The following is a 15,440-nucleotide window of genomic DNA, read 5'->3' on the forward strand; positions in this document are numbered from 1 at the left end:
TTTTATTACTAAATCGTTAGAAGGAACCGAGTATTTATTCAGCAATACACAAATCCCGTCAATAACGAGGTATTTACAATAGCTTCCGTTTTACTTTATAATTAGCTATTATAACAAAACTAATTTCATATGGAAGATGATATGCAAAAAGCTCTCTTTATCCATGGCCTTAATTCGGGGAAAAATTCGAGCACAGGGCAAGCAGTAAAAACGCTCTTGGAAAAAAACAGTATCCAACTTATTGTTCCGTCACTCGAGATACTCAATCCCGAAAAAACTTTACAAGAAGTTAATTCTTTGATAAAGGAACAGGAGGTTTCTCTAATTATAGGGCATTCAATGGGAGGTTTTTATACTTTAGCCTCCCTTAACGGTCCGATGAAGATTTATATAAATCCCTGTCTTCTTCCGGCAGAAATACTCCCTACCTTGACAGACGATGTTGACCAAGAACTCATTAAAATTTTCCGCCGATTAACAGACGAAGCTTTTCGTAATATTGATCGTGAGGTTTGCATTGCCTCTTACGGTATATTTGCAAAAGAAGATACTCTTTTTTCTTTTTATGATCTTTTTAAAAAGAATTTCGGCCAAAGATGCTGCTATATCAATGGAGGTCATAAACCTTTAAAAGAAGATTTAGCCCAAGCTCTTGATTTTGCATTAAATTCAATCAAAAGCGATATATCACGCTTTTTAAAGGAAGATGATATTTTAGGCGAATTACTATTGTAAGGCTAATCCAAATTACATTTTCTTTTACACCCCAAACTGCAGTTTTGCGTTAAGAGCATTTTGCAATTCTTGAGAGAAATTCAAATTGGCATTCTCGGCCTCGTAATTTAACCAAATGGATATATAAACACCATTAAAATTCTTTGCGCCCATTGCGGTTAAAAAGAGTTAAGTGTCTTCTACTTCATCCCTTCCAAATAGCCCTTTAGTTTTTCGATACGGCGCAAAAATTCGGCGTGTTTTTCTTTTTCGCCTTCGATGACTTCGGGAGGAGCGTTTTTAACGAAGTTTTCGTTTTTAAGCTTAGAGTCTATCTTTGAAGCATTTTGTTCATTTTTTTCAAGCTCTTTTTCAAAACGCTTTTTTAATTGATCGATATCTATTGCATCTCCCGTTATCAAAAAAGCCTCAAAGCCCGCTCCTACTACACCGATTGAAGAGGCAGGTTTTTCTTTAAGAGAATCGATAAAGTTTAAACCGGAAAGGCCTGAAAGCATTTCTATTATTTCGGAATTTTCACGGGCAGCTTCCGCAGGAGAATTTTTCTCGATATAAAGAGAAACCTTAAGCTTTAACTGAGGGTCAATACCGCATTCGGCCCGTAAGGCTCTAATGTTGCGGACAATTTCCTGCAAGGTTCTAAACCGGATAGAAGCTGCCTCATCTATGCGTTCTTTTTTTTCTTCGGGGTAATCGGAAGTCATCAAAATTTTAGCACGGGGCAAGGCACCTTCAGCACAATTGTCGGGCAGCTTTGAATAAATCTCTTCGGTAACAAAGGCTAAAAACGGATGAAGCAGGCGTAAGGATTCTTCCAAGACGGCAAGGAGTACCGAAGCCGCCCTATCCTTCTCTTTTTCGTCCCCGTACTTAAAAGAAAGTTTAGTTCCCTCAACATACCAATCACAAAAGTTATTCCAAAAGAATTCGTAAACCTTTTGAGCGGCTTCATTATAACGGTAAGAATCGAGGCTTGAGCGAACCGTTTGAGCCGCCTCGTTTAGTTCATGATAAATCCAGCGGTCAAGTTCTTTTAAGCTGTTTAGACTGCCGTCCCGTCCGACAGGCACAATGGTTCTGCCTGCAAGGTTTCCTAAAATATATCGGGAAGCGTTCCAAACCTTGTTTGCAAATTTTGAGCCGAGCTTAAAACTTTCCATGTCGATTAAAAAGTCCTGACTTTGAGAACCGCACATAAAGGTAAGGGTGAACTTCATAGCATCAGCCCCAAACTCTTCGATAGCTACAAGAGGGTCAATACCGTTTCCCAAGCTCTTACTCATCTTGCGGCCTTGTTTATCCCGAACCAAACCGTGAATAAAAATATCTTTAAAAGGAGCCTTGCCCGTAAACTGCAAGGAGGCCATTATCATTCTTGCTACCCAAAAGAAAATTATATCGTGTCCCGTAACAAGGGCCGATGTCGGGAAAAAGCGTGCAAGGTCTTCGGTCTTTTCGGGCCAGCCGAGGGTTGAAAAAGGCCAAAGCCAGCTTGAAAACCAAGTGTCCAAAACGTCCTCATCCTGCTTTATGTTTTTTGACTTACAGTGAGGACATTCCGTAATATCCGTGCGGCTTACAATAGTTTTTCCGCAATCGGCACAATACCAAACAGGAATACGATGCCCCCACCAAAGCTGACGGGAAATACACCAATCGCGGATATTGTTCATCCAGTGAGCATAGGTGTTTTCCCATTTTTGAGGATAAAAAACAACATCGCCTTTTTTCCATGCATCTAAGGCTTTTTGAGCCAAGGGCTGCATTTTTACAAACCATTGTTTTGAAACGTAAGGCTCTATACTTGTATGACAGCGGTAACAGCAGCCTACTGCATGCTTTATTTTTTCTTCATTTTTAAAAAGTCCAAGGGCTTCCAAATCTTCTATAACAGCCTTGCGGGCCTTTTCGGTAGAAAGCCCCCGGTATTTTTCGGGAACGGCATCGTTTAAGGTTCCGTCAGGGTTTAAGATATTTAGAACCGGAAGATTATGCCTCTTACCTACCTCCCAGTCATTGGGGTCATGGGCAGGAGTTATCTTTACAACCCCAGTTCCGAATTCTTTATCAACATAGGAATCGGCAATTACAGGAATCCTTCGATTTGCTAGAGGGAGAATTACTTCCTTTCCTATGATGGATGCATAGCGTGGGTCTTCAGGATGAACGGCGATAGCGGTATCTCCCAAAAGGGTTTCAGGGCGGGTGGTTGCAATCTCTATTTTATTTATCTTTTCGCCGGCTTCATTTTGTAAAACAGTTCCGTCTGCCAATTCATAATAGATATGGTACATTCCCCCTTTTTGGTCTTCATGTTCAACCTCATCATCCGAAATTGCCGTACCGCATGAAGGGCACCAGTTTACAAGGTAGTTTCCCTGATAGATTAGCCCCTGTTCATACAAAGAAACAAAGACCTCCCTTACAGCCTGAGAAAGCCCTTCGTCTAAGGTAAAGCGTTCCCTATCCCAATCAACCGAAACGCCCATTTTTCGGAGCTGCTTTGTTATAATCGAATGATGTTCATTTTTAACTTCCCAAACTTTTTCAACAAAGGCTTCCCGCCCAAGATCGTGGCGGTTTTTGCCTTCGGCCTTTAATTTTTTTTCTACAACGGATTGGGTAGCAATGCCTGCATGATCGGTCCCGGGAATCCAAAGAGTCTCGTCCCCTTTCATGCGGTGATAGCGGACAATTACATCCTGCAAGGTTTCATCGAGGGCATGGCCTACATGGAGAACGCCCGTAACATTGGGCGGGGGGATGACAACCGTAAAAGTATTTTTAGTGTTTTTCTTTTTTAACGGGCTAAAACACTTATTGGCTTCCCAAAAGGAATAAATACGCTCTTCAAATTCTTTAGGATTATAAGATTTTTCCAATTCAATCGCCTGCAATTTTTCGCTCATTGTTTTCTCCAATCGTTTTAAAGGGTTACTTTAATTTTAAAATAAGTATTAAAATTTAACAAAAAATCTTAACATAAAGATAACAAAAAGTATCCATGTAACTACCGGAATTTCTTTAAATTTTCCTTTAATACATTTTAATATAACATAGGACAAAACTCCGTATACAATACCCTCGGCAACACTGTAGGTAAAGGGCATCATAATCATAGTCAAGAATGCAGGAATGCCCTCAGTAGGATCCTTATAGTTTATTTCTCCGGCTTGAGCCATCATCAAAAACCCTACTATTATCAAAGCAGGGGCTGTGGCAGCAGAAGGAATCAGTAAGAAAATCGGAGAAAACAGCAAGGCAGCTATAAACATAAGGGCAGTAACGACAGAGGTTAAACCGGTTTTGCCCCCGGCTGCAACACCGGCTGTACTTTCTACATAACTTGTTACTGTTGAGGTTCCGAGTACGGCACCCACCACGGTTCCTATAGCATCCGATAAAAAGGCTTGCTTAATTTTTGGAATATTTCCGTCTTTATCTACAAGTTTTGCCTGAGTTGCAACTCCTACCAGTGTTCCGACCGTATCAAAAATATCGACAAAAAGGAATGAAACGAATACAATAAAGAACTTAAAGGAAAGAACATTTGAAAAATCAAAATTCAATACGGAAGGAGCGGAAGGAAGGCTTATCGGAGACCATTCTTTCCAACCACCGAAAGGAACCGTAATTTTTAAGGGAATACCTATAATAGTTGTAATTAAGATACCTATTAAAATTGCTCCGGGAACTCTTAAAATAAAAAGGGCACAGGTTATAATTAAACCTATCAGTGCTAAAACAGCCGGAGACCCCCAAGTAAATTCACCTAACCCTAAGAGAGTACTGGGATTATCAACAATTATGCCCGAATTTTGAAGAGCAATAAAGGTAATAAAAATACCTATACCTGCGGCAACAGCTTTTTTAAGATTGTTCGGTATGGACTTTACAATAGCTTCACGTACATTTACAACTGAAAGTAAAATAAAAAGAATACCTTCTAAAAAAACGGCCGTCAGTGCAGTAGCCGGGGAATAACCTAAACCTATAACAACGCTATATGTAAAAAAGGCGTTTAATCCCATTCCTGAAGCAAGAGCGACAGGCAGGTTAGCTAAAAAGCCCATAGCAAGAGTTGCAATAGCGGCAGATAGAGCGGTCGCAGTAAAAACGGCACCTCGCTCCATTCCGGCTTCACTTAAAATTCCCGGATTTACGGCCAAAATATAGGCCATCGCCAAAAAGGTAGTAATACCCGCAATAACCTCGGTACGCACAGTAGTGTTGTGCTCTTTAAGTTTAAAAAATCTTTCCATAATTAAGAAATTCTCCTTGGCGCATTTTAACACAATTTTTTATTTACAGCAATAACAAATAAGATAATTTTAAATAAAAATCAAATTTATAATTAAAAAAATTAGTCTTTAATACAAAAAAAACTATATATTAGTATGAAAACAAAAAATATTTTTATCAAATTTCTTAAGACTTGTTCAATCCTTATAATGGTATGCAATACCTTTATATATGCGGAAATACCTGTGCAAAAATCGGCTTTCTCTTTTACACAGAGTATTGATTTTAACCTTAATTATGAACTGAAAGCAGAAGCAAAAAATCCTTTTTTTGAGGTCTATACGGCAGCAAAGACTAGGGAACACCGGCCTAAATTTGCTCTTATACCGCAAGGTTTTAGCTTAAAATTTACACCTCTTCTGTACATGGAAAAGAAAAAACTTTATCCTGCCCTCTCATTTCTTTATGGAGGCATTACAAAATCAAGTTTTTTAAACCGGATGCTTTTTAAGGAGAATTTCGAAAAAAAGCCCTTTTATACAGGAATAAGTCTTTCCCCTAAATACCTGATAGGAATCTCAAAATCGAAATTCGATGCAAGTCTAGGTACCGAATTTGCAATAAAAAATTTTAATTTAGCATTTTTTTTAGAACAAAAGCCGAAAGAGCTATGGCCGGACATTTCATTTTGTACGGCTTATAAAAAAGAAAATGAAAATATATTGCTCAATATGAGCCTTTTTTCTTCTTTAACGAATTCCGCCTACTCTCAATTTAATTTAAAAGCACCCAATTATGATCAGTTTTATTCTGGAGAATTTATATTAGCCGAAAAGGGTACGGTATCTTCTATGCTTTTATCGGCAATAGGAATAAAAATTCCTTATGGAAAAAGATCGGGAACAGGTAAATACGGTTTAGATTTTTTAGGTAAGGCTGAATACAATTTTCAAAGCGAGTATTTTGCGGCTAATGCAGGAATTATGTTTGAAAATGACGGAACTTTAAAAACTTTCTTTCAGCCTAAAATTTCAGTTGATGTTTTGGATCTGGGCTTCTCTTATAATTTTTTAAGAAAATATTTTGAAAAGAAAAAATTGTTTCAAAATTTCCATTCAGGAGGAATGGGCTTAGGTCTTAGCTTTACAAAATTTAAATTTACCGGAGAAGTTTATTATAATGATTTATCATGGGATCTTAAAGGACAAGTGAAAATTCCTGCCAAACTTTTTCTTAATACTATCTTTTCAATAAAAGGAAATGCAGAGTTAGAAGAAAAATCTCAAAATCCGTTTATAGTAAAAAACTATTCTTTTTCATCGGACATTAAAATAAAATTTAATAAAATTTTCGATCTAAATTTTTCAGCATCTTTTATGCAAAAAAATAAAATAGTAAAAAAGAATAAAAAACCATATATAGTTTGGGAAAAAGGCGTTTTCGACTTTTCCGCTCAGGCAGAGTTTAGGAAAAAAACAAGACGGACATCAAACTCTTTTAAGGGCGAAATAATATTGGAAACTGCTAAGCCTTTTATAAAAGGAAGCCTTGCATATAAAATAAGTTTTTAAAATGCAAAGTGCCAAAGAGTCTCATGTTCATAAACTTCGCCAGGTTTAATTACAGTATTAGGGAAATCAGGCTGATGCACCGAATCGGGAAAGGCTTGACTTTCAAGGCAAAGCCCTGCAAATTTATTGTACACGTCTCCGTTTTTACCCAATTCATTGTCAAGAAAACCTCCTGTGTACATTACAAGAGCAGGTTGAGTTGAGTAAACTGTTAATGTCCTCTTGGTAACCGGTTCTTTTACTATCGCCGCCAAGGTTTTATGGTCACTGACTTCTTTTTTTATAACCCAGCTGTTATCAAAACCACCGCCTATTTTTTGCACGCCCTCGCTCAAAAGTCTGGGCTTTCTAAAGTCATAGCCGGTATTTTCTACATTTAAAAATTTACCCGTCGGAATAAGCTCTTGATTGGTTTCAAGATATTGCTCTGAAAATATTTGAACCTCATGGTTTAATACCGAAACATAGGAACCGTTGGACTGCATTCCGGCAGGATTTAAGTTAAAATAGCTGTGATTGGTAAAATTAACCGGTGTTGTTTTATCGGAGACGGCCTTATATCTTATAATAACCTCATTATCAGGCGTAAGAGAATAGCTTACTTCAATTTTTAAATTTCCGGGAAACCCCTGCTCTCCATCGGGAGAGGTACGCAAAAAAACAACACCGGCTTCTTGCTTATTTTTAAAGGTTTTCGCTTCATACTGCATTTTATCATAAAACGGATAACCTCCATGAAGACAGTGTTTGCCGCCGTCATTAGGTGTTAAAAGATATTGCTGATTTCCTAAAGCAAATTCCGCATTTGAAATTCTTCCTGCATATCGGCCTATAAAAGATCCGAAATGCGGAAAATTATTTATATAGCCGATAAAACTTGAATATCCTAAAACTACATCATCAAAACCGCCGTTTTTTGACGGCAAAAGGATTCCTGTAATACAGCATCCGTAATTAGTACAACAGAGCATCATTTTGCCGTTAAAAATCGTAAATAATAAGGCCTTATTTCCGTTTGAAAATATTCCGAATTCGGTAGTTGTTATCTTCATATCGTCCTCCCAAAGATTATTATAGGGAACCTCTAAAAACTGAAGTTTTTACAGATACCTTATAAGTATAGCACATTATTGTATTATATGATAGAATGCGGTGCGGAGAATTTTATGAAATACAAAATTATATTATTTTTGGCAGCTTTATGCCTCCTTTTAGGTTGTACTAAAAACGAAACACAAAAGCCGGTTACCATGGTATTTTTACCGAATGAATCAAGCGATGCCATGAAGGATGCGCGTCAAGCTTTTATGGAAATAATAAGCGAAGCTGTAGGCCGCCCCGTAGAAATCAAAACTACAACGGATTATAACATAGCCTTAGAAGCAATTATATCCGGAAATGCAGATATGGCCTACATAGGTGCGGAGGGCTATATAAATGCCCATAAAAGAAATCCGGCCATTGTACCTGCAGTAACAAATTCAGGGCCTAGCGGTACATTGGAAGATGCTTTGTACTATAGTTTTATAGCAGTAAGAACGGAAGATGCAACCCAATATAAAGATGGAAACAGTTATGACTTGAACCGCTTAAAAGGAAAAAGTCTTTCATTTGTTTCTACAAGTTCGACATCGGGCTTTGTGATTCCTGCAAATCTGCTGGTAAAAAAATTCGGATTAAACAGTACCGATGAGCTTATTTATGACACCTCGGTTTTTTCTAAGGTTTTGTTTGCCGGTTCCCATCAAGGCTCACAGGTTAATCTTTTTAGAAAAGATGCGGATGCTGCAGCTTTTGCAATTCCTCAAACAATCGGAGTCTATGATTTGATTTCAGGAGAAGCCTACCAGACAGGAGCCTCTTACAAGGTTGTAGAAGGAGCTGTCGAACCCTTCGGAAAATTTCCGGGAAGCGAAATTACGATTATACAATCTATTCCGGTTTTAAACGCCCCAATAGTCATGAACACAAAGACCCTTTCCCCCGACGAACAGAACAAAATACAGGAAGCCCTTACCTCCGAAAAAACGGCAAATAATCCAGGTATTTTTAAAATAAACGGATCAGATAAAAAAGGAATGTACCCAAAATACACCGAAAAAACAAAACTTGTTAAAACTACGGATGATTGGTATGACAAAATAAGAAATTTGACAAAATAAGTTTGTAAAAATTTTGACAAAGTTTGTAAAAAGTCTTGACATAACGCTGCTTATATGCTATACTCCTCCCCACATCGCAGGGTAGAGCAGTTGGCAGCTCGTCGGGCTCATAACCCGGAGGTCGGAGGTTCGAGTCCTCTCCCTGCTAACCTTTTTTAAAGGCACTCAAATGAGTGCCTTTTTTTGTGGTTAGCCGTTTTAATCACAATTGACGCAAGTTTATTCCGATAACAACTCCAACGGAAATCATAGCCGTCCAAAGGGAAGAACCGCCATAGGATAAGAACAGGAGGGGTATTCCGGTAATAGGCATTATACCCATTACCATGCCTACATTTACAAAAAAATGGAAAAAGAACATTGCCAAAATACCCGAAACAATCAACTTTCCAAAAAGGTCATCACAACGCTTAATCGAAAGAAAAAATCTAAAAAAAACTATACTGTAAAGAAAAAAAACAAAAAGGCCGCCTAAAAGGCCCCATTCTTCAGATAAAATACTAAATATAAAGTCCGTACTTTGTTCAGGTAAATAACGGTAATGGCTTTGAGTGCCCATAAGGTAACCTCGTCCCGTTAAGCCGCCCGAACCTATAGCTGTAATTGACTGAATTATATTCCAGCCGTGTTTTAAAGGATCTACTTCCGGATCTAAAAAAATAATTAAACGCATCATCTGATATTCTTTTAAAGCCCTAACCCCTACTATGGAACCTGCAAATGCTATGGTAACAAGCGAAAGAACATAGGCAATCCAATAATAATATCTTCTTTTTAATAAAAGATTCCCTATAATAGCAATAACGGTTGAGATGCTCATCGCAAAAAGTATAATAAGCGATATTTGTGAACGTTTTAACAAGGTTGTCATAACATTGCTTGTTTTTAAAATTACTTCTTCCCAAAGAGGCATAAGAGTAAAAACAATAGTCAAAATTCCTAAGAAGAATACATATAAAATAAACCTCAAGGGAATACCTGCAATAAAGCACATTATCAAAAAAATCGGAATATATACGCTTGCTGTTCCAAGGTCAGGCTGTTTTAAAATAAGGGCAACAGGTACAATCATTATAACCATAGCCTTTATAAACCGCTTCAGAGGTTCTTCATTTTGCGACTTTTCCAAGTAATAAGCTAAAAAAAGAATAAAAATAAGTTTTATAAATTCTGAGGGCTGAATACCAAGATTCTTTAAACCTATCCAACTCCTTGCATTATGCCTGACCGTTCCGAAGATACCGGTGTAAAGAAGCAAAAGCATTCCCAACAAATAAATTAAAAAGGTTCTATCCTTTATCTTTCTATAATCATAAATACAAGAAAGTAAAAGAAGAACAATACCGGTACAAACCCATAAAATCTGTTTATTGTACTCTTTAGAAACAAGCTCTCCTGAAGAATTTACGCCTGAAGAATAAATAAAAAGTATACCTATAAATGACAAAAGAACAACGGCTAAAAATAATAAATAATCGAAATTTGTAATTTTACGTATATTCATTCGCTCCTCCTTGTAACCGCAGGAAGATGCTTAAATCCCAAATAGTCTATAGTTTCATCATAGTTTTGATTTGCAAGTGTTCCATGCAATATTATATTGGCAGCATAAGGAGCCCACCACTCCCACTCGTTTGCAGCCTCAACAATAACACAGACAACAACCATATCTTTAGGAGGTGCATCATAAGGACCATAAGCTACCATCCACGAATGCCACCTATCCTGTAAACCAACTTCAGCCGTTCCGGTCTTGCCTGCAAAGCGAAACATAGGATTTTTCATAGGATATCTTGCTTCTCCCTGTATTGTAACAAGATTCATAGCCTGCCTAACCTGTTCAAAAACTTCCTTACTTATATTTTCTTTGTGCAGAATTTCAGGCTCAATTGTTTTTATTACCTCGCCGCTTGAAGGATCCCTTATTTCTTTTAAAAGATGAGGCTTATAAATTATTCCGTTGTTTATCACCATACAAGCCATATTTGCTATTTGGAGAGGAGAAGCAAGAGTAAAGCCTTGGCCTATAGACATATTCATTGTATCCCCGTTAAGCCATTTTTCATGATAACGGCGTTCCTTCCATTTAGGATAAGGAACAAAGCCTTCGGATTGACTGGGTAAATCTATTCCAGTAGATTGACCTAGGCCGAACCGCTTTGCATAGTCAACAATCTTTTCAACACCCAGATAATCACGGCAAACCGTCCAATAATAAACATCGCAAGATTTTGCCAGAGCCTCATTTAAGGCTAACTTTCCATGACCCGGTTTTCTTATATGGCAGCGGAAGACTCGGTTTCCGTATTCAATTTCACCTAAACAAGTAACCGTCGTTTCAGGAGGAAAAGCTTTTTCATTCAATATAGCCGTGTTCATTATAACCTTAAACGTAGAGGCAGGAGGATAAGAGGCATCCACGACCCGGTTTAAAAGAGGTTTATTTGTATCTTTAAGCAGTTCTGCTACAAGGGAGCCGGCATTTTCCTTACCGAATATATTTTGGTCAAAAAAAGGATAGGAAACCATTGCCAAAACCTCGCCTGTTGTAGGCTTTAATACCACAGCTGCCCCTATTCTAGGACCCAAGGCATCTTCGGCAAGTTTTTGAATTCTTTTGTCGATCGTAAGAACAAGGTTATTTCCCATTTTAGGAGGCGTTACAACCGTAGTGTTTTCTATGTATTTACCTTTAGCATCTACAGTCCGGAATTCCACCCCATCGGTGCCCCGTAAAATTTCATCATATTGTTTTTCAATCCCGGCCTTACCGATTATACTGCTTGAAGTATAGCCCTTGTTATAAAATCTAGTCAATTCGTCTGCAGTAATATCTCCGACATATCCTATTATGTGAGAAAAAGAACGGGTATCTACATAGTTTCTAACAGGCTTTGAATGCCATGAAACGCCCGGAAGAGAATCTATATTTTCTGCAATTTGTACAACCGTAGAATAATCTACATTAGATTTTACTTCTATAGATCTAAAATCCCTTCTGACACTTGCCGGTAATTTTTTTTCTATTTCAGAAACGGGAATTTTTAATATTGAGCTTAATCTGTTTATTACGGTATCAAACTCCTGACGCGGAACTTCGCCCGGAACAATATCAACAGCAAAGGAATCGATATTTAAAACCATCGGCGTATTTGCTTCCCTATCAAAAATTTCCCCCCGCTGAGCAGGTATAACAGCCGTCCGTTTTGAAATATTTTGAGATTTCCTCTTAAATTGATCTCCATGAATAATCTGCATTGAAAACAATTTATAAGAATAAGCAATTAAAATAAAAAATACAAAAATCGAAAATAACCTAAGTCTTGAATTTAAACTGTCGTCGTTATCTTTCATATTGAACCATACTCCTTTGATATAAAGGCCTGAGGAAAAAGATTAAAAAATAAAAATACCAGAGGAGAAAAGAAAATGTTTACTGCCGACTCTATAGCAAAATTAAGAGAAAAGATATTGTATGTATGAATATTTTGCCCAAAGAGTATCTTTAAAATAAATAGAAGTAAAACTTTAAATACAAAGCCTAAACCTCCTAAAATGCAAGGGAAAATTACCTTATTTAAATTATAAAGACCGTAAAATTTTCCTACAATGTACCCTGTTAAAGTAAAAATAAAGGAATGTAAGCCTATGGGAGCTGCCGAGAGAAAATCGGCCAAGAGGCCGGCAATAAATCCGCAAATCAAACCTGTAAGAGCTCCGTTTGAAATTGCAATATAAATAACGATCAACAAAACAAAATCAGGTAAAACCGTAAAAAAAGATATATGAGAAAAAATAGCCGTTTGAAGCAAGGTTATAAAAAAAACACTTAAAGAAGTCCACAAAATAACTTTTTTCAATTTATTAAAACTCCTTTTCTATTTTTGAAGTATCAAGCACAAAAACATATTCCAAACAGGAGAAATCTATTATAGGCTTTACATATAGTTCAAGCGAGGTTTCATAATCATGTGTTTTAATGTTAGAAACAAATCCTATGGGAATATTTTTTGGAAAAATCGAAGAATCATCAAAACCCGAAGTAATTATTTTATCCCCGATCTTAATGTCATCTCCAGCCCTCTTCTTTATGTACTTCATAACTAGGGGAGAGTCCTCTGAACCTTGTCCGCTTACAACACCGCGATGATTTACAAGGTCTACTTTCGCAGCAACATGACACTGATAGTCATAGATAGGAATAATCATAGATGACCCCCTTCCTACCTGCAAAATTTTTCCTACAAGGGCCATATTTCCGTTTTGAAAAGCAATAACAGGCATGTCTTTTCTGACACCATGCTTTACCCCTCTGTTAATAATCATCCCCGAATAAAGAGCATTAGGATCATATCCTATTATCTCTGCTGGAATATTTGCAATTTGGATGGTATCCGTAAATTTTAGAAGGGTACGTAGTTCATTATTCTCTCTTTTTATATCGGCGTTGGAACGCTCCAGAAGCTCGTACTTTTCAAGTTGTTTTGTAAGCTCATTATATTTTGCTTTTAGATCCCATAATTCTCTTACGGAAGCAACACTTTCCCCCACAAAGGAAGAAACATTGTATACAGCCTTCTCCGTTCCCGCACTTACCGAAAAAGCCAAGCTCTTAAAATCCAAAATGAAAGATCCTCCGGAAAAGGCCATAAAAACCGATGACATGAGAAGAAATAAAATTAAAAGAAAAACTTCAAGATTCAGTTTAAACGAAAGTTTTTTCTTCATGAGCTCTTAATTATTTAAACTATCATAGAGGCTGCGGTCAATAGTCATATCTCTAAATACTTCGTAATACCTGCCGGCACCTATTGCAACACAGTCCATAGGATTTTCGGCCAAGATTACAGGAACGCGTGCTTCTTTTGCTATAAGTTTAGGCAATCCCTTTAACAAGGAACCGCCACCCGTCATTACAATACCCCGTTCAACAATATCTGCCGTAAGTTCAGGAGGAGTTTGAGCTAAGGTTCTTTTAATTTCTTCGACTATTTGTGTAACAGGCTCTTTTAGAGCTTCTCTGACTTCGACAGAATCTATTTCCAATCGGCGGGGAAGTCCTGTAATAGCATCGGTACCCTTAATTTCGACCTTTTCTATTGTTTTTTCAGGAGAAGCATTGCCTATGCTTATCTTTACTCTTTCGGCTGTTTGCTCCCCAATGATGAGGTTATCAACGGAACGGACATGCTTAATAATGGCTTGATCAAACTCGTCGCCTCCTACTCGGATTGCATTCGTTACGACCATACCGCAAAGAGAAATAACCGAAACCTCTGTAGTTCCGCCTCCGATATCGCAAACCATATTTCCGGCAGGCTCGTGGATAGGAATATTTGCACCGATGGCTGCAACTAAAGATTCTTCTAAAACCTTAACATCTCCGGCCCCTGCCTTCATAGCACTTTCATAAACAGCCTTGCTTTCAACATCCGTAATACAGCTGGGAATGCCGATGACCATTCTGGGTTTTATCAAACGGTGTCTCGGCAAAATTTTAGAAACAAAGTAGCGGATCATCTTTTCGGTAGTGTCCATATCCGCAATAACTCCGTCCTTTAAAGGCCTAATCGCAACAATGTTTCCCGGAGTTTTCCAAAGCATTCTTTTAGCCTCGGAACCGACGGCAACCACTCTCTTCGTCCCCCTTTCGACGGCAACAACAGAGGGTTCATTTACCACGATACCCTTTCCATTCACATAGATAATAGTATTGCAGGTACCCAAATCTATTCCTATATCTGTTGAAAATCTTTTAAAAAAGCCCATTTCATCCCCCAAATATTTATAAATTTAGCTTAGCCCGTGTCTTTACATGAAGCGGATCAAATTTTAATGCCCTGCGCCATTCTGCACGTGCCTTTATCATATCACCCTGAAGTTCATATATAACACCCAAACCGTAGTGAGCATCGGCAGAGGTCATATCCTTTTCGAGGATTGTATTGAATTCTTGTAATGCATCTTCTATTTTGCCTTCATCAAGAAGTAAACTACCTAATAAGTATCGGCATTTTAACTCTAAAAGTGTATCCTTTGTTTTATCGATTGTCTCAAATAAATATAACTTAGCATTTTGCTGATCCGAAACTTTGATATAATTTTCTGCAAGAGCGAAAAAAAGTAAATCCGAAGGGTTATCTGAAAGGGCTTCAGAAAAAGCATCTATGGCTCTTTCCGGTTCTCCCAAAACAGAAGCCGCCATTCCTCTAAACTCGGACAAATCTTTAAATTTCTCTCCGGAATTATATGCCATATCCAAATACTTTAATGCAAGGTCTGCATAATAATAACCCTTTTGATAATAAGCCTTCCCCAAAACATAAGCAATCTTAGCTTGCTGAGATTTTGACACACGATACAAGGCCTGCCTCAAATTCAAAATAGAATCATTTAGATAAGAATAACTTAAAGAAAAGTCGGTTTGCTCGGCAAAAATATAATAAGAGGCAAAACCTCTCAAGGCTAAGGCTTCACCGTCATATGCCCTCTTTTTTAAAATAACTTCGGTTTTTTGATATACATTTTCATAGTTTTTTTCGGACCAATCGGCATAAATTTCCTTCATAGAAGGAAGCCCCTTATAATTTTTTATATAATCATATAAAAGGAAGGAAGCCGTAGACAAACACAAAAATATAAGAAGAACTATAAAGAATTTCTTAGTTCTTCTTTTTTTTATTGAGAAATTTTTATTATGCCTATCTCTTCCAAATTCCATGTTATAATA

Annotated in this window: 12 protein-coding genes, 1 tRNA gene and 1 pseudogene; 4 read left to right on the forward strand and 10 right to left on the reverse strand. The window is 37.5% G+C overall.

The genetic code is table 11. The annotated features are described in order from the left end of the window. The first annotated feature begins 141 nt into the window (after positions 1 to 141). Positions 142 to 735 carry a YqiA/YcfP family alpha/beta fold hydrolase gene (locus JO40_RS11625; protein ID WP_044979472.1) on the forward strand — a complete coding sequence of 198 codons (594 nt, stop codon included), beginning with the start codon at positions 142 to 144 and terminating at the stop codon, positions 733 to 735. Between the two features lie 24 nt (positions 736 to 759). Here JO40_RS11625 and JO40_RS14870 read toward each other — a convergent pair. The 3 genes and pseudogenes from JO40_RS14870 to JO40_RS11635 all read right to left on the reverse strand — a co-directional run. Then, positions 760 to 864 (reverse strand): annotated as a pseudogene (locus JO40_RS14870) (type II toxin-antitoxin system HicB family antitoxin); the annotation flags it as partial. Between the two features lie 50 nt (positions 865 to 914). Further along, positions 915 to 3,644, reverse strand: a complete 2,730-nt coding sequence (locus JO40_RS11630) for a valine--tRNA ligase (protein ID WP_044979473.1) — start codon at positions 3,642 to 3,644, stop codon at positions 915 to 917. A gap of 48 nt (positions 3,645 to 3,692) precedes the next feature. After that, the gene (locus JO40_RS11635) at positions 3,693 to 4,997 is read right to left on the reverse strand and encodes an NCS2 family permease (RefSeq protein WP_044979474.1); all 1,305 of its coding nucleotides are present in this window, start codon (positions 4,995 to 4,997) and stop codon (positions 3,693 to 3,695) included. 189 nt (positions 4,998 to 5,186) lie between these two features. Between JO40_RS11635 and JO40_RS13985 the strand changes: the two genes are divergently transcribed. Then, the gene (locus JO40_RS13985) at positions 5,187 to 6,548 is read left to right on the forward strand and encodes a hypothetical protein (RefSeq protein ID WP_420832877.1); all 1,362 of its coding nucleotides are present in this window, start codon (positions 5,187 to 5,189) and stop codon (positions 6,546 to 6,548) included. On the opposite strand, the gene JO40_RS11645 is transcribed toward JO40_RS13985, so the two are convergent. After that, on the reverse strand, positions 6,545 to 7,600 hold the full coding sequence (locus tag JO40_RS11645) for an aldose epimerase family protein (protein WP_044979476.1): 1,056 nt from the start codon (positions 7,598 to 7,600) through the stop codon (positions 6,545 to 6,547). The genes JO40_RS13985 and JO40_RS11645 overlap by 4 nt on opposite strands. A gap of 114 nt (positions 7,601 to 7,714) precedes the next feature. Between JO40_RS11645 and JO40_RS11650 the strand changes: the two genes are divergently transcribed. Then, the gene (locus tag JO40_RS11650) at positions 7,715 to 8,710 is read left to right on the forward strand and encodes a phosphate/phosphite/phosphonate ABC transporter substrate-binding protein (protein ID WP_044979477.1); all 996 of its coding nucleotides are present in this window, start codon (positions 7,715 to 7,717) and stop codon (positions 8,708 to 8,710) included. Between the two features lie 75 nt (positions 8,711 to 8,785). Then, positions 8,786 to 8,858 (forward strand) — tRNA-Met (locus JO40_RS11655). Between the two features lie 54 nt (positions 8,859 to 8,912). Here JO40_RS11655 and rodA read toward each other — a convergent pair. From rodA to JO40_RS11685, 6 genes are read right to left on the reverse strand one after another with little or no spacing between them, the layout of a single operon-like run. After that, on the reverse strand, positions 8,913 to 10,214 hold the full coding sequence (gene rodA, locus JO40_RS11660) for a rod shape-determining protein RodA (RefSeq protein WP_044979478.1): 1,302 nt from the start codon (positions 10,212 to 10,214) through the stop codon (positions 8,913 to 8,915). Further along, positions 10,211 to 12,064, reverse strand: a complete 1,854-nt coding sequence (mrdA, locus tag JO40_RS11665) for a penicillin-binding protein 2 (RefSeq protein ID WP_044979479.1) — start codon at positions 12,062 to 12,064, stop codon at positions 10,211 to 10,213. The genes rodA and mrdA overlap by 4 nt, the downstream gene beginning before the upstream one ends. Continuing rightward, complete coding sequence (gene mreD, locus JO40_RS11670) at positions 12,061 to 12,570, reverse strand: rod shape-determining protein MreD (RefSeq protein ID WP_044979480.1); 510 nt, start codon at positions 12,568 to 12,570, stop codon at positions 12,061 to 12,063. The genes mrdA and mreD overlap by 4 nt, the downstream gene beginning before the upstream one ends. Positions 12,571 to 12,574: 4 nt before the next feature. After that, entirely contained in the window at positions 12,575 to 13,438 is an 864-nt protein-coding gene (gene mreC, locus JO40_RS11675; protein ID WP_044979481.1) for a rod shape-determining protein MreC, read from the reverse strand. A 6-nt stretch (positions 13,439 to 13,444) separates the two neighbouring features. Then, on the reverse strand, positions 13,445 to 14,479 hold the full coding sequence (locus JO40_RS11680) for a rod shape-determining protein (RefSeq protein WP_044979482.1): 1,035 nt from the start codon (positions 14,477 to 14,479) through the stop codon (positions 13,445 to 13,447). Between the two features lie 16 nt (positions 14,480 to 14,495). Beyond that, positions 14,496 to 15,431 (reverse strand): tetratricopeptide repeat protein, encoded by a 936-nt coding sequence (locus tag JO40_RS11685; protein ID WP_044979483.1) that lies wholly within the window; start codon positions 15,429 to 15,431, stop codon positions 14,496 to 14,498. Between the last annotated feature and the right edge of the window lie 9 nt (positions 15,432 to 15,440).

The sequence above is a fragment of the Treponema putidum genome (assembly GCF_000755145.1).
GTDB classification, from domain to species: Bacteria; Spirochaetota; Spirochaetia; order Treponematales; family Treponemataceae; genus Treponema_B; species Treponema_B putidum.